Source organism: Paenibacillus sp. J31P316, assembly GCF_056269105.1.
In genome coordinates this window covers 778,090-800,542 of sequence record NZ_JBWDNI010000002.1, presented here as the reverse complement: position 1 = coordinate 800,542, position 22,453 = coordinate 778,090, and the positions used below count along the sequence as shown (strand labels likewise).

Here is a 22,453-nt window from a genome sequence, read left to right as displayed (position 1 = left end):
CCTTTGAGTTAGAGGGGGCTTGCGTATGAGCGCAACTTCACGCGTACTTGTCGTGGATGATTCCGCGTTTATGCGGCAGATCATATGCGACCTTATCGCGGTTGATTCTCAATTCACGATCGTCGCGACGGCTAACAACGGCTGTGATGCCATAGAGGCGGTGCGCTTGCATAAGCCGGATGTCATCACGATGGATTTGGAAATGCCCGAGATGAACGGACTCGATGCGGTCGAACACATTATGCGACTACACCCGGTACCCATCATTATGATGTCCAGCCTCAGCGACGACGGAACACGGGAGACGATTAAGGCACTGCAGAACGGCGCCTTCGATTTTATCCGCAAGCCTTCGGGGCCGCTGTCGCCGGACATCCGACAAGTCGGAGAGCATTTGCTTGAAAAGCTGCGCATTGCGGTGCTGACCACACGGTTCTCGAGCGTCTATGCCGCACGGCAAACAGAGCTAGACACACTAGTCTCAGGAAGACCGAAGCCGACTGTAGTCAATAGTGCATCGAAGCAAAAGCCGCCTAAGCAGCGCGCTACCACGGCAAATCCGGCAGCCGATAAGGTGAAGGCCGAACCAGCGGTTTCGCAGACCAATAAGCGAAATAAGCAAGCGCAGCGCTTGGAAGGTTCCCTTGCTCCTAATCAGCCGGCAGAGAACATGAACCACCCAGCCGCAGCGTCAGCGAAATCGAAGCCGCTGACCGAAGGAGCCTCAATACCGGGTATGCCGTTGCAGCAAAAATCGAGGACGTCGAAGACGTTTCGCCATTTGGTTGCCATCGGTACGTCGACAGGGGGGCCGCGCGCGCTGCATGAAGTCATATCGGCGCTCCCGGATGATTTTCCGGCCCCGGTATTGGTCGTTCAGCATATGCCGCCGAAGTTTACAGCCTCGCTCGCCCAGCGTTTGGACAGCTTCAGCAGGCTGCGCGTGACGGAAGCCGAGCAGGGCGAACGCATCTGCGCCGGCGTCGTCTATATCGCGCCCGGAGGTCATCATTTAGAGCTTGCGAAGGACAGCGAGGGCTATTGCGTCAAACTCACGGAAGGAGCGCCGCGGAACGGCCATCGCCCGTCCGTCGATACGATGTTCGAATCGTGTGCTGCGTTCCCGGAATTGCGGCGGCATGCCGTACTGATGACCGGAATGGGCAACGATGGTGTCCAAGGCATGCTGAAGCTGAATGAAAGCGGCGGGGAGAGCGCGATCGCCGAATCCGAGGAAACCTGCGTCGTATACGGCATGCCTCGCTCGGCCGTTGAGGCGGGGGCGGCGAAGTCGGTACTGCCGCTGAAGGCCATTGCCTCCGCGTTGACGGAAGCGGTGAGAAAATAAAGCGCGATTTTCGTTTGGCAACCATTCGTACAGGAGGTGCATGGAAATGGATATGAACGCCTATCTTTCAATGTTTATAGACGAATCGAACGATCACCTGCAGTCGCTTAACGAAAACTTGCTGAAGCTGGAAAATGCACCGGATGACATTAGCATCGTACAAGTCATTTTCCGCTCGGCGCATACGCTGAAAGGCATGTCGGCAACGATGGGCTTCGAGGACCTCGCATCCTTGACCCATGAAATGGAGAACGTGCTGGATCTCGTTCGCAACCACAAGCTGCGCATGGACAGCTTTATATTCGATACCTTGTTCAAAAGTTTGGATGCGCTGGAATCCATGGTTCAGGATATTATGGGCGGCGGAACGGGCAAAGCCGACGTTACGTCGATCGTCGCTTCCTTGAAGTCCATCGTGAAGGGCGACTACAAGGATGACAGCGCTGGGGCCAAGCCGACGGCAGCAGTCTCGGGAGACGACAGCAGCGCGCTGGACCAGTTCCAAAGCTCGATTTTGCTCCAGTCCATCGATGCGGGCATGACCGTATTCCATATCGTGGTGACGCTCAGGGATGATTGCGTGTTGAAAGCGGCCCGCGCATACATGGTGTTCGATTTCCTGGAACGCAGCGGCGAGATCGTCAAATCGACACCGAGCTCGCAGGACATCGAACAGGAGAAGTTCGACCGCAGCTTTACCGTCTTTACGATAGCCAGCATTCCGGAAGCGGAGCTTCGCAGTGGAATCGAGTCCGTCTCCGAAATCGAGAGCGCAGTCGTTACGCAGCTGGATAAAGAATCGCTGCAGCAGCTTGGCGTCTCGGCTATGCAAGGCACGCCGACCGCTTCCGCCTCGATCGCCATGGACACGGTCGCGGCCGCGAATGCGCAGGCAGCTGCTGCAGCGGCTCCGGCCGTTAAGCTCGCAGCAGCGCCTGCGGCTTCAGCTCCGGCTGCTCCTGCTCCGACAGGCGGAGGTGCCTCCCGTACCATCCGCGTCGATATCGAGCGGTTGGATTCGCTGATGAACCTGTTCAGCGAGCTGCTCATCGACAGAGTTCGTCTGGAGCAGCTGGCAAGCGAGATTCGCCGCAACGAGTTGACCGAGACCGTCGAGCATATGTCCCGCGTCAGCAGCGATTTGCAAAATATCGTGCTGAAGCTTCGCATGGTTCCGGTAGAATCCGTGTTTAATCGTTTCCCTCGCATGGTTCGCGACTTGGCCAAATCGTTAGACAAGAAGATCGACCTTGTCATCTCCGGCGCGGACACGGAGCTAGACCGCACGGTTATCGACGAAATCGGCGATCCGCTCGTCCATCTGCTCCGCAATTCGTTGGACCATGGCATCGAGTCGGTCGCTGATCGCATCGCTGCGGGCAAGCCGGAGACAGGCACGGTTCACCTTCGCGCTTACCACAGCGGTAACCACGTCTTTATCGAAGTGGAAGAGGACGGCCGCGGCATCAATGCGGATAAGGTGAAACAGACGGCGATCAAGAACGGCGTCGTCGATGCGGAATCCGCTAAGCGGTTGACCGACAGCGAGATCAACATGCTGATTTTTGCCGCCGGGTTCAGCACGGCAGACAAAATATCAGATATTTCCGGACGCGGCGTCGGACTGGATGTCGTCAAGACGAAGATTGAATCGCTTGGCGGACATGTCAGCGTTGAATCGGCGCAAGGCCGCGGAACGAAATTTTCGATCCAGCTGCCGCTCACGCTGTCGATTATCTCGGCGATGCTTATCAAGCTTGGAACGGAGAAATATGCGATTCCGTTGTCGTCCATCGTGGAAACGGCCATTATTCCAAGAGAGCAGATTCGTAAAATTCATGGCAATCGCATGATCGATTACAGAGGCTCCGTCATTCCGCTGGTCTCGCTGGCACAGGTGCTCGGATGCACGTCTTTCCCGGAAGAAGAAGAACAAGAAACGGAAATCCTCGTCATCCGCAAAGGTACCAAGCTCTGCGCGGTAACGGTTGACGAATTCCTCGGACAAAGCGAAATCGTATTGAAGACGCTGGGTAAATACTTGACCAATATCGAAGCGATATCGGGTGCAACGATTCTCGGCGACGGACAAGTCGCATTGATCGTCGATCCGAACGCGCTTATTAAATAAAGGAGGGATTACGAATGGGTGAGGAAACGAAAGTAATCGTATTCGGACTAGCAAACGAGGAATACGGTATCGAAGTAGAGAAAGTGCGCACGATCGAGCGGATGGTGCCGATCACGCGCGTACCGAAAACACTGACCTTTGTCAAAGGCGTCATCAACTTGCGCGGCGTCGTTATTCCCGTCATCGACTTGCGCGGCCGCTTCGGGCTGCCGGAGACCGAGGCGACTGAAAGCTCCCGGATCGTCATTGTGGCGGCAGGCGATTTGGAAGTTGGCTTTATCGTCGATTCCGCGAACGACGTCATTGATATCGATTCGGATACGATCGATACGCCTCCTGAAGTCGTGGGCGGCATCAAAGCGAAATATTTGCGCGGCGTGGCTAAGGTTGGGGAAGATCGCCTGCTGATCATGCTCAATTTGTCCGAAGTGCTGAACAAGAGCGAAATCATCCAGTTAGAACATATAGAGGCGTAATGAACATGAATCCGCTGGGCAACTTGGAAGCCTTCAAGATGGACGTTCTGAGGGAAGTCGGGAATATCGGCGCTGGCAACGCAGCCACCGCGCTATCCCGGCTGTTGGACAAGCCTGTCGACATGAACGTGCCGACCGTCAGCTTAATCCCGTTCGAACAAATCGCCGATAAGGTCGGCGGCAACGAACAAGTCGTTATTGCGGTATTTCTCCGGGTGGAAGGCGATGCGCCAGGCAACTTGTTTTTCATCATCCATGAGGATTCGGCCAAGAAGCTGCTGCGCAATCTCCTATCTATGGATGTTCAAGAGGAAGGGTATTCCGAGATGGAATATTCCGCTCTTGGCGAAATCGGCAATATTTTAGCCGGCTCGTATTTATCGTCGCTGGCAGATTTCACGCAGCTGTATTTATCGCCGACCGTGCCTGCCATTGCCGTCGACATGGCTGGAGCCATTCTCACGTATGGACTGGTTCAGTACGGGGAGATGGGGGATTCCGCGGTGTTGATCGACACGACGTTTCTGGAAGGCAAAGAAGAAATGGCGGGACATTTCTTTCTCATTCCGGATCCGGAATCGTTTGATAAAATTTTCAGCGCTTTGGGAGTGCCTAACGGATGATCGTGGACAACGTTGTGAAAGTGGGCATGGCGGACTTGAAGGTTGCAGCCGGCGGCGCCATTCTCAAAACGACCGGGCTCGGTTCCTGTGTCGGATTAACCTTGTTCGATGAGCGCTGCAAGGTAGCGGGAATGGTGCACGTCATGCTGCCTTCTTCGGAAATCGCGAGGGAAGCTTCATTTAATATCGCGAAATACGCGGACACCTCCATCCCTCACCTCATTGAATTGATGAGGCAGGAAGGTGCCGAGCCCAGAAGGTTCGTCGCCAAGATGGCGGGCGGTGCGCAAATGTTCGCTTTCAACACGGGCAGTGACACGATGCGGATCGGTCCGCGCAATGTAGAGTCCTGCAAGCAATGGCTCAAACAGTTTAACATTCCGCTTTTGTCGGAGGATACGGGTTTGAATTACGGCCGTACGGTTGAATTCAACAGTATGAGCGGAATATTGACCATTCGGAGCGTTCAGCAAGGAGTAAAGGAGATTTAACATGGTTGGTTCATGGCGCTGGAACGTTACGCTTGGCATTGGCGGAAGCTTGTTGACATTGCTTTCATCGCTGAACAGCAATGGGCTGGCAATTACGAGTCTCCGGTGTTTATATGCTTTTCTCGCTTTTTTCATAGTCGGGTTTCTCTTTCGGGCACTGATGGCTTTTATTTTACGGCCGACTCCGGCCGCGGCGATGCATCGCGCGGATATGGATGACGAACAAATCAAAGGTCACGCAATCGACTATTCGACGCCTGAACAGGGCGAAGAATTGAACGACCTGCTTAAACAACAATTGGATGGAAACGTACTGCTGGAGCCAGGCCTACAATCGGAGTTCACACCGTTATCGCCGCCCAAACTCGTATCCACGCAGAATAAAGAGCCTGAAGAACTGGCCAAAGCAATACGTCACCTAACAGGAGGGTGAGATGATGATTGAGTCGAAAGCGCCTCATTTGTCTAACATCGAGATTTGGCGGAAATGGAAGGAAGACGGAGACATTGAAGCCAAGAAACGGCTGATAGAGCAGTACTTGACGTTGGTGGATTACGTCAGCAACCGGATGGCCATTGGTTTGCCTAAGAATGTCTCCAAAGATGATTTGGCGAGCAATGGCGTCATGGGATTGATTGATGCTATCGAAAAATTCGATTACAGAAGAGGTCTTCAATTTGAGACGTACGCTTCCTGGCGTATTCGCGGGGCGATCATTGACGGCCTGCGGCAGGGAGACTGGGTTCCGCGTTCCGTGCGCGAGAAGGCGAAGCGAATTGAAGAAGCTTATCAAATATTAGAACAGCAATATTTGCGCACCGTATCCGATACGGAAATCAGCCATTATTTGGACGTTACGGAGAAAGAATTCGGCGTTATGCTGCAAGAAATCGCCGTGACGACGATCTGCTCGCTGGAGGACCCCATTCGGGACGAAGAAACGGAAACAAGGCTTTCGCTTCTCGTCGACGAGAAAGCCAAAAATCCGGATTACAAGGTGCATGAGTTTTACCTAAAGGAATCTCTTGTGCGCGGCATCGATCGTCTAACAGAGAAAGAGAGAACCGTCGTATCCTTGTTTTATTACGAAGAGCTTTCGCTGAGCGAGATCGCCGAAGTCATGTCGCTGTCGCCTTCGCGAATTTCTCAGTTGCATTCCAAGGCGATTCTGAGGCTGCGCGGGGCATTGGAGAAACAAAAGGATCAATTGATGCAGCGTTAATGCTTTAAGGGGGGGCAGATTTGACAACGGCCGAGTATATGCAAACCTATTTAATTGTACAGCAGTCGCAGGACAAACTGACTGCCTATATTCAATTTAGCATCGCGGACGAAAACTTCGCCTGCACGCGGGAGCAGCTTGAAGAATTTTTGCGGAGCCATGGCATCAAACATGGCTTCTTGCGAGCTGAAATAGACGGCATCGCGAAGCTGCCAAGCCGCTACTTTTATCGTCAAACTGTTGTAGCGCAAGGCGAAGCCCCGATCCATGGCGAAGATGGCATGATCCGTTTCGCTTACGACATGAATGAAGAAGCTTATCGTCCCGTGGAGCTCGAAGGCGGCAAGATCGACTTTAAAGAAGTGTCGCAGCTGAAGAACGTAAAGCGCGGCCAGCTTATTGCCGAGAAAGTCAAATCGACGCCCGGCAAAGAAGGCATGGCTGTCACGGGAGAAGTGATTCCGTGCCGTAACGGGAAGGAAGCTTATTTTAAGATCGGCAAGAACGTGGTCCAGAACCAGGAGCAAACGGCGCTCTACGCCGCGATCGACGGACTCATCTCCATTACGGACAAGTCCAAAATCAATGTCTTTCCCATCTATGAAGTCAACGGCGATGTTGATTATAAAATCGGCAATATCGATTTCGTCGGTACGGTCGTCATCCGGGGCAATGTGCTGACCGGCTTCAAAGTGAAAGCATCGGGCGACATTCGCGTCGTGGGCGGCGTCGAAGGCGCTGTACTTGAAGCGGACGGGTCGATCGAAGTCACCGGCGGCGTACTGGCGAGCGGCAAGGGTTTTCTCAAAGCGGGGAAGAACATTAAATGCTCGTTTATCCAGGACGGCAACGTCTCGGCGACGGAAGACGTGTTGATCTCCCAAAGCATCATGCATTCTCAGGTAAGAGCGGGCCGCAACGTGATTTGTACCGGAGCAAAAGGTCTTATCGTGGGCGGTACCGTCCAAGCCGGGGATCGGGTGCTTGCCAGAACGATCGGGAATACGATGTCTACCGCTACCGTGCTTGAGGTTGGCGTTCGTCCCGAGCTGAGAAGCGAATTAATGGAGCGACGGAGCCAGCTAAGGCTGTTAGCCGCGAATTTGGACAAGACGGAGAAAGCGCTCGCACTGCTCGATCAATTGGCAGCTGCCGGACAGCTGCAGCCCGATCGGATGGCGATGCGCGTAAAGCTCGGGTCGACGAAGCGCGCTGCGGTTTCGGAGATTGCCGACAACAAGGATCGCATATTAGAGATCGAGAAGTCGTTGGAAGATACCGAGCGCGCCAAAGTGGATGCGGTAAACGTCATCTACGGCGGGACCAAAATCGTCATCGGCCGTTACACGCGCTTCATTAAAGACGCAGCGCAGCGCGTATCCTTCCGTTATGCCGAAGGCGACATCGTAATGGCCCCCTATGTCTGACGAACCGCGTGAATTCGGGTGTGCCCGCTGATTCCAAGGGGAGGTGAGAGGTTTGCCGTATAAACCGCTCGATTTTCAAATCTCGATTCCGAGGACGCCGGAAAACGCGGCGCATCAAAGTCAATTAAACCACCGTCCAATGGCGGAACAAACGATGCTCGAGCAGGCAACCGTGAAGCAAACGGATCTTCAGCGCACGCGCAATTCGGCGGTGGAGCAAGGCGGTAATCATGGGATCACGCAAAATCGCAGCCGGGAATCGCGGCAACTCAAGCGCAAGCGGCATGGTGATCCGGACCGGGAACCCGCGGAACAGTCTGCTGCGGATGGACTAAGCCAAGCCGTTCATCCGTATAAAGGCAAGCATATTGATTTTACGCTCTAAGGCAGATTTTAAACATAATTGCAGGTGAAATGTAATGGAATCATGGCAAACCATAATGCTCGTCGGCGGGATCGTGGTCGTCTGTGCAGCCGTTCTACCGAGAAGGGCCGGCAAGAGCACGCAAAGTTTCGATAATCAAACGGTCCGGAACATGGAAACCGCGCTCGAGCAGTTCATGGAGAACATGGAGGCGGATAATCGGGATATCGCCGGCTTGGTCGCAAAGTCGAACGAAGAGACGCTTTCGCAAGCAGTCAAGCGGGATGAACGTATTGGGCAGTTGGAAAAGCAAGTCGCAGCGTTGGAGCTAACGTTAGCCGAGCGCACGACCAGTCTTGACGCTGTCTACGGTCATCCTAACCATGAGATCGTTAGCGAAAGGGTTCGCAAGCCGATCCGAAAGCCGGATTTTCAAGCCGTTCCTGATTTGGTCGAGATTGAAACTGCCGATGCGGCAGTCGTAACCGAAGAGGTGTTGGAACTACCGTCGATACGCAGCCGATATGCGGAATTGTTCGAGCTGTACCAAGCCGGCAAGTCCATCGATACCATAGCGAAGAAGCTCGGCCGCAATAAAGGAGAAATCCAGCTCATTCTTCAATTGTCCAAGCAGGAGGAGGCAGTCCGACATGAATAGACGGATCTTTCTGTTCGGACTCGGCGTCGGCATCATCGTCGGAGCGGGTTTGCTGCAGCTCATGCTAATAGGCGAGAAACAAGCGGATGCGCTGAGCGAAGACAACAATAGAGTGAAGACATATTCGCAGGCCGAGCTGGATAAAGCCGTTTCCGACGAGCGTGAGCGCGTTCAAGCCGAAGTAAAGAAGCAGCCGGAGACGGACTCGGCAGTCAACAATCAAGCTGGGAAGTCAACGGATAAAACAGAAGCAGGGCAGCCCGCTGCTAACAAGCCGGCAACGGATAAGCCCGCGTCCGACAAACCAGCATCAGATAAGCCAACATCGGATGAGCCAGTTGAAAATTCATCGGCCCAAAGCGATTCTGATTCTAATTCCCAAACGGGCCAGAATTCTGCTGTTGCGGCTGCTGAGTCCAAGCCGGCGCGGTTGATCGTACGCATTCCGCCGAACACGAGCGTTGTGGATACGGCGGGTCTGCTTGCAGAGAAAGGCATCATTCCCGATAAAGGGGCGTTTATTGACCTTATGCGTAAGCGGACCATACGCGCGGGTTATTTTGCTTTTCAGGGCAAGTTGAGTTTGAATCAGGTGCGGAGCATTATCACGAGCAAGCCGCTAGATCCTGAGGCAGCCAAACGAGAAATGGCTGCAGGCACGAACTAAACGCTTCATGAAAAACAAGAATGACAGCAGTCAATTGCGGTTGCATGCCAGCATATAGATGTGGTATAGTAATTGACGGTGTTAAAAACACACGCCGATTAATTTCGTTATTGGTGCTTCGACCCGGTCGAAGTGATGACGAAAAATGATATTGGCGGAGGTAACCAATAAAACCATTTAACAGGAGGTGTGTAAGAGATGGCGGTAATTTCCATGAAACAGCTTCTAGAAGCTGGGGTACACTTCGGTCACCAAACTCGTCGTTGGAACCCTAAGATGGATCGTTATATCTTCACAGAACGTAACGGGATTTACATCATTGACTTGCAGAAAACAGTTAAGAAAGTCGAAGAAGCTTACAACTTCGTTCGCTCGATCGGCGAAGAAGGCGGCACGATTCTCTTCGTAGGCACGAAAAAACAAGCACAAGATTCGGTGAAAGAAGAAGCAGAACGTTGCGGCAACTTCTACATCAATCAACGTTGGCTCGGCGGTACGCTGACTAACTTCTCTACGATTCAAAAACGTATCGATCGCCTGAAAACGATTGATAAATGGGAAGAGGACGGCACGTTCAACGTTCTTCCTAAGAAAGAAGTTATCCTTCTCCGCAAAGAGAGAGATCGTCTTGAGAAATTCCTCGGCGGCATCAAAGGCATGAGACAGCTGCCAAGCGCACTGTTCATCATCGACCCACGCAAAGAGCGTATCGCGGTTGCTGAAGCACGCAAACTTGGTATTCCAATCGTAGGTATCGTTGATACCAACTGCGATCCGGACGAAATCGACTACGTTATCCCAGGTAACGATGATGCAATCCGTGCAGTTAAATTGCTGACAGCAAAAATGGCCGATGCAATCGTTGAATCGCGCCAAGGCGAGCAAACAACTGCTTAATAGCGAATAACGAACCAACAGGAAAGGGTGGTCAGAAGGTGTATAACCTCTCACCGCCCTTTTTTTAAAGAGAAGGTTTGAATACTTATCCATTTCAGGAGGTTACGTACAATGGCAGTTAGTGCAAGTGCGGTTAAAGAATTGCGTGAAAGAACAGGCGCAGGCATGTTGGATTGTAAAAAGGCGCTTGACGAAACAAACGGCGATATCGCAAAAGCAATCGACTTGCTTCGCGAGAAAGGCCTTTCCGCAGCAGCGAACAAGGCTGGCCGCGTAGCGACAGAAGGTACGGTTGAATCCTATATCCACGCAGGCGGCCGTATCGGCGTGCTTGTTGAAATCAACTGCGAGACGGACTTCGTAGGCAAAACGGAACAATTCCGCGAATTCGCACGCGACATCGCGATGCAAATCGCTGCTGCAAACCCTAAGTTTGTCAGCCGCGAAGAAGTGTCGAGCGACGAGCTGGACAAAGAACGCGAAATTTTGCGCGCACAAGCGCTGAACGAAGGCAAGCCTGAGAAGATCGTTGAGAAAATGGTCGAAGGCCGCATCAGCAAATACTACGAAGAATTCTGCTTGCTTGAGCAAGCGTTCATCAAAGATCCGGACAAAACGATCCACACGCTGCTGAAAGAAAAAATCAGCACGATCGGTGAAAACATCTCGATCCGCCGCTTCGTTCGTTATGAGCTTGGCGAAGGCATGGAGAAAAAAGAAGACAACTTCGTCGCTGAAGTTATGTCCCAAGCAAAATTGTAATTCCGAACGCATTAGCGAGGCGGGGCGTTCGCCCCGCCGTTTTTTTCTACAAGGATACAATAGTAAGTGAGACGTAAGAACTCAGGCAGCATGTTTTAAAGTATGCGGCCTTTAAACAAGGTCCAAGATGGAGGTAAACCACGTTGCAAAGTCCCGTGTACAAACGTATTGTGCTTAAAGTAAGCGGAGAATCGCTTTCCGGCAACAACGGATATGGAATCGATTCGGCCGTAATCACATCGATTGCCGAGCAAGTTAAAGAAGTCGTGGAATTAAACGTAGAGGTTGCTATCGTCGTTGGCGGCGGCAACATTTGGCGCGGAATCGCTGGCTCTGCCAAAGGAATCGACCGTGCAACAGCGGATTACATGGGAATGCTTGCCACTGTGATGAATTCCTTGGCGCTGCAAGACGCACTCGAGCAAATCGAAGTGCCGACGCGCGTGCAAACTTCGATCGCGATGCAGCAAATCGCGGAACCTTACATTCGCCGCCGCGCGATTCGTCATTTGGAAAAAGGACGTGTCGTGATCTTCGCAGCGGGTACGGGGAACCCATTCTTCTCGACGGACACTACTGCCGCCTTGCGTGCAGCTGAAATAGAAGCAGAAGTCATCTTGATGGCCAAAAACAAAGTGGACGGCGTATACTCTGCCGATCCGTTCAAAGATGCTACTGCCGAGAAATTCGAAACACTGACTTACCTCGAAGTATTGAACCGCAATCTTGGCGTAATGGATTCCACGGCATCCTCGCTGTGCATGGATAACGACATTCCGCTGGTTGTATTCTCCATTACGGAGTCGGGGAATATTAAGCGCGTCGTGCTTGGGGAGAAAATCGGAACAATCGTGATGAAAGGAAGTGCCACCTAGTGCCACAATCCATTAAAAAGAACGCGGAAGAACGGATGGATAAAGCGATCGGCGCGCTGAAACGCGATTTGTCGACGCTACGCGCAGGACGGGCGACGCCGGCACTGCTGGATCGCCTTCAAGTCGAATACTACGGCTCCATGACGCCAGTCAATCAACTGGCGAACATCAATACGCCGGATTCCCGCACGCTGCTCATCCAACCTTGGGATAAATCCTCGCTGGGTGCCATCGAGAAAGCGATTCTGAAATCCGATCTCGGCTTGACGCCTTCCAATGACGGGATTACGATCCGAATCGGCATTCCGATGCTGACGGAAGAGCGCCGTTCCGACCTCGTCAAGATGACGAAGAAGTTCGGTGAAGAAGCGAAGGTAGCGATTCGTAATATCCGTCGCGATGCGAACGACGATATCAAGAAGCTCGAAAAAACGGAGATCTCGGAAGATGAATCCCGTCGCCACCAAGAAGACATTCAGAAGACGACAGATAAGTTTGTCGCAGAAGTCGAGAAGGTGCTTGCCGCTAAAGAGAAAGACATCATGGAAGTATAATAGTGCTCACCGGCCCCTCCGAATGGTGGGGTTTGTTGCATAAATCGACGTAAGCGGCGGGAGGACAAACATGTTACAGCGATTGAAAGCCTTATTTGGCAAAGCGTCCGCAAAACCGATGCCGATGCTTGAAACTGATAACATACCGCAGCATATCGCAATCATCATGGATGGCAACGGCAGGTGGGCTAAAAGCCGTGGATTGCCGCGAATGGCCGGGCATCATTCCGGGATGAAGGCAGTTAAGCGGATTACGATGGCAGCGAACGAGCTAGGCGTCAAGTACTTGACGCTCTATGCCTTTTCGACGGAGAATTGGAAACGCCCAAAAGCGGAAGTGGAATTTCTCATGAAGCTTCCACAAGAGTTTCTGACCATGGAGATCAAGGATTTGATGGAGAAGAACGTCCAAATCCGAATGATGGGTTATAAAGAAGATTTACCGAGCCATACCTTGAGGGCTGTGGAAGAGGCGGTCGTCCGTACGTCCGGCAACGATGGACTTGTACTTACGTTTGCTTTGAATTATGGCAGCCGGAAAGAAATGATCGAAGCGGTCAAATGCATCGGACAAGACGTGCGAGACGGGAAGCTTGTTCCCGAGGAAATCGACGTTTCGCATTTGGAAAGTCATTTGCTGTCAGCGGATTTACCCGATCCGGACTTGCTCATTCGCACGAGCGGAGAGCTTCGTCTTAGCAATTTTATGCTTTGGCAGCTGGCCTATAGTGAGATGTGGTTCACGGACGTCTATTGGCCTGAATTTTCAGATGAGCACTTTTACGAGGCAGTCCGGGAGTACCAACGAAGGGCTCGCCGTTATGGCGGACTGTAACGAGTTGAACTGGAGCGTGTCATTCGCGTGAAACAACGCATAATATCAGGTATCCTTGCAGCGATCGCATTTATCGTGTTGACCGTGCTGGGCGGATGGTTTTTCTTTGCACTACTTCTTTTCTTGACGATCGTCGGCATGATGGAATACGTTCGGATGAACGGCGTTTCGATGAAACATCCGCTGGCTTGGATCGGCATGGCTGGAACGCTGCTGTTATTTCTGCCATGGGTTGATTTTGGCATGCATCAGCCGGCTGCCTTACATATGATTTGGATTTTAATGTTTATTTTGCTTAGCGTAACGGTCCTTACGAAGAATGAAGTGACGATCGACGGCGCGGCGCTGATGCTGCTGGGCGTGCTTTATATCGGCTACGGATTCCATGCCATGTATGAAATCCGCATGGGCGATGCGCATGGGCTAATGACGACGATCATGGCGTTTTTCGCGATATGGGCATCGGATATCGGTGCGTATTTTACGGGGAAAGCGTTTGGGAAGAACAAGCTTTGGCCCGCCATCAGTCCGAATAAAACCATCGAAGGGTCGCTCGGCGGCGTGGTGCTGGCGCTTGTCTTTGCGCTTGCCTTTGCCGTGATCTATCCCGATGTCATCAGTTACGAGCGGGCTATTATGATCGGCTTGGTCGCGGCTGTGGCCGGGCAACTCGGCGATTTGGTTCAATCCGCTTATAAGCGGGTTCGGGGAATCAAAGATTCGGGCTCGATCATGCCCGGACATGGCGGGGTACTTGACCGTTGCGACAGCTGGCTGATCGTGTTTCCGCTGCTCATCATGACGAATCTGCTGCCGCTGTAATGCAGGTTAGGAGGCCTATCATTGAAGAAGATTTCGATTCTTGGCTCGACGGGCTCCATCGGTACGCAAACGTTGGACATCATTAGCCGCGAGCCTGACCGTTATTCGGTTGAAGGACTGGCTGCCGGGAGTAATGTTGATCTGCTTATTCAACAAGCCAAACAATTCAAACCGCGTACGGTTTGTTTGGCTTCCAAGGCGCTGGCGGACGAAGCAAGGCCTCATTTGCCTGCGGGCACTAAATTGGTTTATGGCGATGAAGGCTTGATCGAAGTTGCGGCAGGAACGGAAGCGGATACGGTCGTGACCGCTATCGTGGGGAGCAGGGGCTTGCCTGCGACGCTTGCCGCCATTGATGCCGGCAAATCGATTGCGCTGGCCAATAAGGAAACGCTCGTCACGGCAGGCCATATCGTCATGCGGCGAGCGGCCGAGCGCGGCGTCTCGATCCTGCCGGTGGACAGCGAGCATTCCGCTATATTCCAATGCTTGAACGGTGAGCGGAGCGTCGACGTCAAGCAGATTACGCTGACTGCTTCCGGAGGTTCGTTTCGAGATCGAACCCGCGAAGAATTGGCTGGGGTAACCGTTGCCGAAGCGCTGAATCATCCGAACTGGTCGATGGGCGCGAAAGTGACGATCGATTCGGCCACCATGGCGAATAAAGGCTTGGAGGTTATCGAAGCCCACTGGCTGTTTGGTTTGCCTTATGATCAGATCAACGTACTTATCCATCCGGAGAGCATCATCCATTCGTATGTCGAATTCGTGGATCACAGCATCATAGCGCAGCTTGGCATGCCGGATATGCGAGTGCCGATTCAATACGCGCTTACATACCCTGAACGGCGAGTGACGCCAACAGATTCCTTGGATTTCGCGAAGCTGTCCGCTTTGCATTTCAAGGAGATGGACTTCGAACGATTCCCTTGCCTTCGATTTGCTTATGAGTGCGGAAGAGCGGGCAAATCCGCGCCGACGGTTTTCAATGCAGCCAACGAAACGGCAGTCGCGCGGTTCTTAGCCGGCGAAATCGCCTTCTTGGAGATTGAATCCGTCATTTCTGCAGTCCTAGAACAGCATGACATCGTCGAGGTTCCTGATACGTCGGCTATCGCGGACGTGGATGCTTGGGCACGCAGGACGGCGGCAGGCATCTAAACTGGGTTCTCTTGTATCGAACGGGAGAATAATGATAATCTAAGTACAGGCCGTTACGAACAGGAGGCTCGAGAGATGCATATGATTCAAGTCGTCTTTATGACGGTAATGGTCTTCTTCGTCATCGTGACCATACATGAATGGGGTCACTTTTATTTTGCGAAGCGCGCCGGGATTTTGGTTAGAGAGTTTGCGATCGGATTCGGCCCGAAACTGTTTTCCATCAAGCGCGGCGAGACGCGCTATACGCTCCGGCTTGTGCCTGCAGGCGGATTCGTGCGCATGGCCGGCGAGGATCCGGAATTAGTCGAGATTCAGCCAGGGCAGACGATTGCCGTTCGCGTGAAGGAAAACAAGGTGACTCGTATTTATTTGGATCGCCTTGACGACCGGAGCAACGTTGTCAGGGGCGAAGTCGAAACCATCGATATCGAGCATAAGCTGAAGCTTACTTTGAATGCGGACGGATTAATGGAATCCTTCGCTATTCACCCGCAGGCGCTTATGATTTCGAAAGGGAAAGAGACGCAGATCGCGCCGTTTGACCGCCAATTCGGCAGCAAGACCGTCGGTCAGCGCGCGCTGGCGATCGTTGCCGGTCCTGTCATGAACTTCATTCTCGCCTTCGTGCTGTTTGCAGCATACTTCCAAATGGCAGGCGTGCCGATGGAGAAACCGGACCGTCTGCTGATCGGCGATGTTGTCGATGGCATGCCGGCTTCGAAGGCCGATATTAAAGTCGGCGACGTGATCGATTCCGTGAATGGCGTCAAGATCGGAACCGACTCGGAGAAAATGATCGCGCTGATTAGCAAATCCGTCAACGTGCCGTTAACGTTTACCGTTGTTCGCGACGGCAAGGTGATTACGTCCAAAATCACGCCGAAACCAGACGATGCCGGCGTTGGAAAACTCGGCATTTCGGCCGCATATCCGTCGGAGTCCGTTAATTTTGGCCAGACGTTGACGTACGCGGCGAAAGCGATGAAGAACATGACGATCATGATCTTCGAGGGCTTCAAAAACTTGATTATCGGTAACTTCAAACTGGATGATCTAGGCGGACCCGTGCGTACGGCTCAAGTGACGAGTCAAATTGCCGAGCAAGGGTTTACCCAGTTGACTTCTTGGGTCGCCATACTTAGTTTGTATTTGGGGATATTCAACCTGCTGCCGATTCCGGCGCTCGATGGGAGCCGATTGCTGTTCCTTGGCCTGGAAGCGGTCCGCGGAAGACCGGTAGATCCGAACCGCGAAAGCATGGTGCATTTTATAGGCTTCGCAATGCTAATGCTGCTGATGCTGGCCGTTACGTACAATGATATATTGCGCTTGGTAAGAGGGGAGCACTAGTCGGACATGTCGAAGGATAAACAATTTGTAACCGAAATAACGCCGCAGAGCGAAGATTTTTCCCGCTGGTACATCGATGTCATCAAGAAAGCGGAGCTGATGGATTACTCGCCGGTTCGCGGATGCATCGTATTTCGTCCGGAGGGCTTTGAAATTTGGGAGCATATGCGCGACGAGTTGGACCGTCGGTTCAAGGAAACGGGACATCGCAATGCGTATTTCCCGATGTTCATTCCGGAGAGCTTCTTCTTGAAAGAGAAGGAGCACGTGGAAGGTTTCAATCCGGAGCTGCCATGGGTAACGGAAGCGGGCGGCGAGAAGCTTGAAGAGCGTCTTGCCATCCGTCCCACCTCGGAGACGATTATCGGTCATATGTATTCGAAATGGATTCAATCCTACCGGGACCTGCCGGTCTTGATCAATCAGTGGGCGAACGTCGTCCGCTGGGAGAAACGGACCTTGCCGTTCCTGCGTACGACGGAATTCCTCTGGCAGGAAGGCCATACGGCTCATGAATTGGAATCCGAGGCAAGAGAAGAGACAAGCCGCATGCTCGATATTTACCGCGACTTTTGCGAGAATTTCTTAGCGATTCCGGTAATCATGGGGCAGAAGACGCCGTCCGAACGGTTTGCGGGCGCAGTAGATACGTACTCCATTGAAGCGATGATGAAAGACGGACGTGCCGTTCAGGCGGGAACCTCCCATTACCTGGGCAACAAATTCGCCATCGCGTTCGATATTAAATACCTGGACCGCGAGAATACGCAGCAGTTCGTACATACGACGTCCTGGGGCGTATCGACTCGGTTGCTGGGCGCGCTAATCATGGTGCATGGCGATGATCGCGGCTTGGTGCTTCCGCCGAAGGTTGCTCCGACGCAAGTCGTGATGATTCCGATCGGCCCGCCGAAGACGCGCGAGCAAGTGGTCGGACGCGTGGACGAGCTATATGCGGAACTGAAGAAAGCAGGCATTCGCGTCAAGGTCGACGATCGTACGGACGTGAGCCCAGGCTGGAAATTCAACGAATACGAGATGCGCGGCGTACCTGTTCGTCTTGAACTCGGACCGCGTGACATGGAGAATGGACAAGTCGTTCTCGTATCGCGCATTACGGGCGAGAAACGCATCGTGCAGCAAAGCAATCTGAAGGAAGAAATTGAACGTATGCTCATAGACATTCATCATGATATGCTGGAGCGTGCAAAGCAATTCCGTACGGAGCATTCGTATTCGGTCGAGACGCTGGACGAGATGAAAGCCTTGTTCGAAGAACAGCGCGGATTCGCTTTGGCCGGCTGGTGCGGTTCCGATGCCTGCGAACGTCAGGTGAAAGAAGAAACCGGAGCAACGAGCCGGAACATTCCATTCGAGCCTGCAGAGCATAAATCGACTTGCTTGGTATGCGGGGAGAAATCGGCGCATTCCGTCGTATTCGCCCGGGCGTATTGATTTTTGGGGGAGGGCAACATGAACCAAACCGGGGATAAACGGCAGCGGTTCGAACTGCTGATGAAGCAGGCGGATCTGCCGCAGCAATTAACGGATGAGCATTTTGGCGATGGATATATAGACAAAGTGATCGTGAGCCGGAGTAACCGGGAATGGACGTTTTGCATCAGCAAAACGTCCTTGGTTCCTTTACCGGCTTTTGGTGTTTTTTGCAGGGCTATTCAAGGGAAGTTCGCGCATATCGCGACGATATCGTTTCAGTTTCAATACGGTGAAGACGTCTCTAGAGAAGAACTGATCAGTGAATATTGGCCGGCTTTCGTAGAGTGGCTGCAGCATAGCAATGCTTCCATTAATGGCTGGATCAGCAAAGCCAAGATGGAGACGGACGGAGAAACCATCACCCTCCATATGATGGACGAGATGGGACTTCAGATGGCGAAGAAGAAGCAGATCGATGAGTTGGCCGTGAGCTTCTTCCAAGACCAATTCGCGCTTTCCTGCCGCGTCAAGCTGAAAGTGGCGGAGTCGAAACACGAGATCTACGAAGCATTCGAACAGAAGCGTGCCCAGGAAGAACGCGACGTTATCGAGCAAATGATGACCGCATCCATTCCGGAAGCGCCGACGGTCGAAGAAGGCGACGTTCGTTTGGTCGTCGGCTACGATATTCGCGAAGAAGCCGTGCCGATCATGAATATTCTCGAAGAAGAGAAGAAGATTTCGGTGCAGGGCGCGGTGTTTGGTCTGGAAGAGAAGGAGCTGCGCAACGGCAGCACGCTCTTCACGTTCAACGTTACGGACTTCACCGACTCCATAGCGATGAAAATGTTCGCAAAAACGAAGGATGACGTCAAAGTTCTCAAGCAGCTGGCCAATGGCAAATGGGTCAAGGCGCGCGGACGCGTAGAGTACGATCGGTTCATGATGGAGCCGGAGCTCGTCATGATGCCGTCCGACCTGCATGAAGTCATGGCGCCGCGAGAATCGAAGGATGACGCGGAAGAGAAACGCGTCGAGTTCCATCTGCACACGACGATGAGCACGATGGATGCCGTCACGTCGGCTGATGTCTACATTAAACAAGCAGCCAAATGGGGACATAAAGCCATTGCGATTACGGACCACGGCAATGTGCAATGTTATCCCGAGGCAGCGAAGGCGGCGAAGAAGAACGGCATTCAGGTGCTGTATGGCCTGGAAGCGAATGTCGTCAACGACTCGGTGCCGATGGTTTTGAATTCCCGCGAGGAGCCGATGGCCTCCGCCGTCTATGTCGTATTCGATATCGAGACGACCGGTTTGTCGGTCGTGAATAACAAGATCATCGAGCTGGCAGGCGTCAAGCTGCAGGAGGGCAAGGAGATCGGCCGGTTCTCGACCTTCATTAACCCGCACGAGAATATTCCGTACAATATCCAGCAATTGACGAACATCACGAATGAGATGGTCGTGGATGCGCCGGAATTGGAACCGAAGCTGCGCGAATTCGTCGAATTTATTGATGATGCCGTGCTTGTCGCGCATAACGCGCGCTTTGATATGGGCTTTATCCAAGCCTCTTGCAAGCAGTTCGGCATGCCCGAGGTCAAGAATCCCGTCTTAGACACGCTGGAATTGGCGCGGTTTCTTTATCCGACGATGAAAAACCACAGACTGGGCACCTTGGCGGACAAGTTCAAAGTCAGCCTCGAGAACGCTCACCGAGCGATCGACGATTCCATCGCCCTGGGCGGCGTATTGTTTGCTCTCATCGGGGAAGCCGCAAACCGCAATATTACAGGTCTTCAAATGTTGAATGATTATGTCGGTCTCGATTTATCCAATATGCGGCCGTTTCACTGCTGCATCTACGCGCTGAACGCAGTCGGCAAGAAGAACTTATTTAAATTAATCTCCTTATCCCATACACAGCATTTCAAGCGTGTCGCGACGATTCCGAAGAGCAAGCTGACGGAACTGCGAGAAGGTCTTCTGATTATCTCCGGCTGCGAGAAAGGCGAATTTTTTGAAGCGGTACTGAACAAGTCGATGGAAGAAGCCGAGGAAACAGCGCGCTATTATGATGTCTTGGAAGTTCAACCGGTTACCTTCTACATGCATTTGGTGGAGAAAGGCTTCGTCGCGAGCCGTGCCGAGATCGAGCAGGCGCTGCGACGCGTTTGCGAGATCGGTGATAAACTTGGCAAACCGGTCATCGCGACGGGCAACGTGCATTATCTGCTGGAGCGGGACAAGATGTTCCGGGACATTACGATCCACGGCATTACGGGCTTCAGTCCATTGAAGGACATTACGAAGCCGGACGCGCATTTTCGGACGACGAAAGAGATGCTCGCCGAGTTCAGCTTCCTTGGCGAAGCGCGCGCTTACGAAGTGGTCGTAAAGAACACGAACGAGCTCGCGGACCGCTTTGAGAAATTCGATTTGTTCCCGACGAAGCTGTTCGTTCCGATCATGGAAGGCGCCGACGAAGAAATGCGCGAAACTTGCTACGAAACCGCGAAGCGCCTGTACGGCGAACCGATTCCGGACGTAGTCGTACAGCGGCTGGAGAAGGAACTGATTCCGATCACGAAAGCAGGGTTCTCCGCGAACTATTTGATTTCCGAGCGGCTCGTGAAGAAGTCTAACAAGGACGGCTATCTCGTCGGTTCCCGTGGTTCAGTAGGCTCATCCGTGGTGGCAACGTTCCTTGGCATCTCCGAGGTTAATCCGCTTCCGGCGCACTATACGTGCCTGAACGAGGCATGCAAGTACAGCGAGTGGTTCCTTGACGGAAGTTATCCGAGCGGCTTCGACTTGCCGGACAAGGTATGCCCGAATTGCGGGAAGCCGCTTAAGGGCGAAGGGCAGGATATTCCGTTCGAGACGTTCCTGGGCTTCAAAGGCGATAAAGTTCCCGATATCGATTTGAACTTCTCCGGCGAGTATCAGGCGACGGCGCATAACTTCACCAAAGAAATGTTCGGCGAAAAAGCCGTATACCGCGCGGGCACGATCGGCACGGTCGCGGAGAAAACAGCCTACGGATTCGCGAAGAAATACGAGGAAGACAAAGGCAAGAAATGGCGCGGCGCCGAACTGTCCCGCCTAGCCGGAGGTTGTACGGGCGTGAAGCGAAGTACCGGCCAGCATCCCGGCGGCATCGTCGTCGTGCCCGACTATATCGACGTGGAAGACGTTACGCCTGTGCAATATCCGGCGGACGATCAAAATGCCGAGTGGCAAACGACGCATTTCGATTATCACGCGTTCGAGGAAAACTTGCTCAAGCTCGATATTCTCGGCCATGACGATCCGACGATGATGCGGATGCTGCAGGATTTGACGGGCGTCGATCCGACGACGATTCCGATGAACGACCAGAAGGTCATGAGCATGTTCAGTTCGACGGAGGCGCTTGGCGTCATGCCCGAGAAAATCCGCTCCAGTGTCGCCACGTACGGCGTGCCGGAGATGGGGACCAAATTCGTCCGTCAGATGCTGGAAGAGACGAAACCGTCGACGTTTGCGGATTTACTGCAAATATCGGGTCTGTCTCATGGAACGGGCGTTTGGCTGGGCAATGCACAGGAATTGATTAAAAATCGGACGTGTACCATCAAGACGGTTATCGGCTGTCGTGACGATATCATGCTCTTCTTAATTTATAAAGCCGGCATGGACGCGGGGCTCGCGTTTAAAATCACGGAAAGCGTACGTAAAGGGCGCGGACTTACTCCGGAATGGATCGACGAGATGAAGCAGTGCAAAGTACCGCAATGGTACATTGATTCTTGTCTTAAAATCGAGTATATGTTCCCGAAAGCCCATGCCGCGGCCTATGTTATATCGGCGGTGCGGACGGCGTTCTTCAAGCTCTATTATCCGATTCATTATTATGCGACGTACTTCTCGATCCGCGCGGAAGACTTCGACCTGGAGCTGTTGTGCCAAGGTTATGAAGCGATCATGCGCAAGCTGATCGAAATCGAGCAAAAGGGTTTCAGCGCGACGCCGAAAGAGAAGAACAGCGTATCGTTGCTGGAAATGGCGCTCGAAATGACCGCACGGGGATTCTCGTTCAAGCCGGTCGATCTCTATCGTTCCGAAGCGACGCGCTTCATCGTTGAAGATAAGTCGCTAATCCCGCCGTTCGGCGCCATTAGCGGCATTGGCGAGAATGCGGCGCGCAATATCGCGGCGGCCAGGGACTTCGGCGAGTTCTTGTCCATTGAAGACTTCCAGCAGAAGTCAAAGGCTACTAAGACGATCGTCGAGGTGCTGACGGGCATGGGCTGTTTCCGGGGATTGCCGGAATCGAATCAGTTATCGCTTTTTTAAGTTTT

The 22,453-nt window shown here is 52.9% G+C and carries 21 protein-coding genes; all 21 read left to right on the top strand.

The annotated features are described in order from the left end of the window. The first annotated feature begins 25 nt into the window (after positions 1–25). The 21 genes from AC0YNU_RS08965 (at position 26) to AC0YNU_RS08865 (ending at position 22,448) form a co-directional block, all read left to right on the top strand. Positions 26–1,348, top strand: coding sequence for a protein-glutamate methylesterase/protein-glutamine glutaminase (locus AC0YNU_RS08965; RefSeq protein WP_475755397.1), 1,323 nt, complete (start codon positions 26–28; stop codon positions 1,346–1,348). A gap of 46 nt (positions 1,349–1,394) precedes the next feature. After that, a complete protein-coding gene (locus AC0YNU_RS08960; RefSeq protein ID WP_475755395.1) occupies positions 1,395–3,479 on the top strand; it encodes a chemotaxis protein CheW in 2,085 nt (694 codons plus the stop codon). 14 nt (positions 3,480–3,493) lie between these two features. After that, positions 3,494–3,955, top strand: a complete 462-nt coding sequence (locus tag AC0YNU_RS08955; RefSeq protein WP_475755393.1) for a chemotaxis protein CheW — start codon at positions 3,494–3,496, stop codon at positions 3,953–3,955. Between the two features lie 5 nt (positions 3,956–3,960). Then, positions 3,961–4,578 carry a chemotaxis protein CheC gene (locus tag AC0YNU_RS08950; RefSeq protein WP_475755391.1) on the top strand — a complete coding sequence of 206 codons (618 nt, stop codon included), beginning with the start codon at positions 3,961–3,963 and terminating at the stop codon, positions 4,576–4,578. After that, positions 4,575–5,069 (top strand): chemotaxis protein CheD, encoded by a 495-nt coding sequence (locus tag AC0YNU_RS08945; RefSeq protein WP_475755389.1) that lies wholly within the window; start codon positions 4,575–4,577, stop codon positions 5,067–5,069. Before AC0YNU_RS08950 ends, AC0YNU_RS08945 begins: the two co-directional genes overlap by 4 nt. 1 nt (position 5,070) lies before the next feature. Further along, positions 5,071–5,502, top strand: coding sequence for a hypothetical protein (locus AC0YNU_RS08940; RefSeq protein ID WP_475755387.1), 432 nt, complete (start codon positions 5,071–5,073; stop codon positions 5,500–5,502). Positions 5,503–5,506: 4 nt separating this feature from the next. Next, complete coding sequence (locus tag AC0YNU_RS08935) at positions 5,507–6,292, top strand: FliA/WhiG family RNA polymerase sigma factor (RefSeq protein ID WP_475755385.1); 786 nt, start codon at positions 5,507–5,509, stop codon at positions 6,290–6,292. A gap of 38 nt (positions 6,293–6,330) precedes the next feature. Beyond that, positions 6,331–7,719, top strand: coding sequence for a DUF342 domain-containing protein (locus tag AC0YNU_RS08930; protein WP_475756233.1), 1,389 nt, complete (start codon positions 6,331–6,333; stop codon positions 7,717–7,719). Between the two features lie 52 nt (positions 7,720–7,771). After that, on the top strand, positions 7,772–8,104 hold the full coding sequence (locus tag AC0YNU_RS08925) for a hypothetical protein (protein ID WP_475755383.1): 333 nt from the start codon (positions 7,772–7,774) through the stop codon (positions 8,102–8,104). A gap of 34 nt (positions 8,105–8,138) precedes the next feature. Beyond that, positions 8,139–8,741 (top strand): hypothetical protein, encoded by a 603-nt coding sequence (locus AC0YNU_RS08920; RefSeq protein ID WP_475755381.1) that lies wholly within the window; start codon positions 8,139–8,141, stop codon positions 8,739–8,741. After that, the gene (locus tag AC0YNU_RS08915) at positions 8,734–9,408 is read left to right on the top strand and encodes a hypothetical protein (RefSeq protein ID WP_475755379.1); all 675 of its coding nucleotides are present in this window, start codon (positions 8,734–8,736) and stop codon (positions 9,406–9,408) included. Before AC0YNU_RS08920 ends, AC0YNU_RS08915 begins: the two co-directional genes overlap by 8 nt. A 198-nt stretch (positions 9,409–9,606) precedes the next feature. Next, on the top strand, positions 9,607–10,305 hold the full coding sequence (rpsB, locus tag AC0YNU_RS08910; protein WP_475755377.1) for a 30S ribosomal protein S2: 699 nt from the start codon (positions 9,607–9,609) through the stop codon (positions 10,303–10,305). A 111-nt stretch (positions 10,306–10,416) separates the two neighbouring features. Continuing rightward, complete coding sequence (gene tsf, locus AC0YNU_RS08905) at positions 10,417–11,067, top strand: translation elongation factor Ts (protein ID WP_475755373.1); 651 nt, start codon at positions 10,417–10,419, stop codon at positions 11,065–11,067. Between the two features lie 143 nt (positions 11,068–11,210). Then, positions 11,211–11,942, top strand: coding sequence for a UMP kinase (gene pyrH, locus AC0YNU_RS08900; protein ID WP_475755371.1), 732 nt, complete (start codon positions 11,211–11,213; stop codon positions 11,940–11,942). Continuing rightward, complete coding sequence (frr, locus tag AC0YNU_RS08895) at positions 11,942–12,496, top strand: ribosome recycling factor (protein WP_475755369.1); 555 nt, start codon at positions 11,942–11,944, stop codon at positions 12,494–12,496. Before pyrH ends, frr begins: the two co-directional genes overlap by 1 nt. 70 nt (positions 12,497–12,566) lie before the next feature. Beyond that, on the top strand, positions 12,567–13,331 hold the full coding sequence (locus AC0YNU_RS08890; RefSeq protein ID WP_475755367.1) for an isoprenyl transferase: 765 nt from the start codon (positions 12,567–12,569) through the stop codon (positions 13,329–13,331). Between the two features lie 27 nt (positions 13,332–13,358). Further along, a complete protein-coding gene (locus AC0YNU_RS08885; protein ID WP_475755365.1) occupies positions 13,359–14,153 on the top strand; it encodes a phosphatidate cytidylyltransferase in 795 nt (264 codons plus the stop codon). A 21-nt stretch (positions 14,154–14,174) separates the two neighbouring features. After that, positions 14,175–15,314 carry a 1-deoxy-D-xylulose-5-phosphate reductoisomerase gene (locus AC0YNU_RS08880; RefSeq protein ID WP_475755363.1) on the top strand — a complete coding sequence of 380 codons (1,140 nt, stop codon included), beginning with the start codon at positions 14,175–14,177 and terminating at the stop codon, positions 15,312–15,314. 75 nt (positions 15,315–15,389) lie between these two features. Next, positions 15,390–16,667: an RIP metalloprotease RseP gene (rseP, locus tag AC0YNU_RS08875; RefSeq protein ID WP_475755361.1), complete on the top strand. Its 1,278-nt coding sequence runs from the start codon at positions 15,390–15,392 to the stop codon at positions 16,665–16,667. Between the two features lie 6 nt (positions 16,668–16,673). Further along, positions 16,674–18,122, top strand: coding sequence for a proline--tRNA ligase (proS, locus tag AC0YNU_RS08870; protein ID WP_475755359.1), 1,449 nt, complete (start codon positions 16,674–16,676; stop codon positions 18,120–18,122). Between the two features lie 18 nt (positions 18,123–18,140). After that, positions 18,141–22,448, top strand: coding sequence for a PolC-type DNA polymerase III (locus AC0YNU_RS08865; RefSeq protein WP_475755357.1), 4,308 nt, complete (start codon positions 18,141–18,143; stop codon positions 22,446–22,448). Positions 22,449–22,453 lie beyond the last annotated feature (5 nt).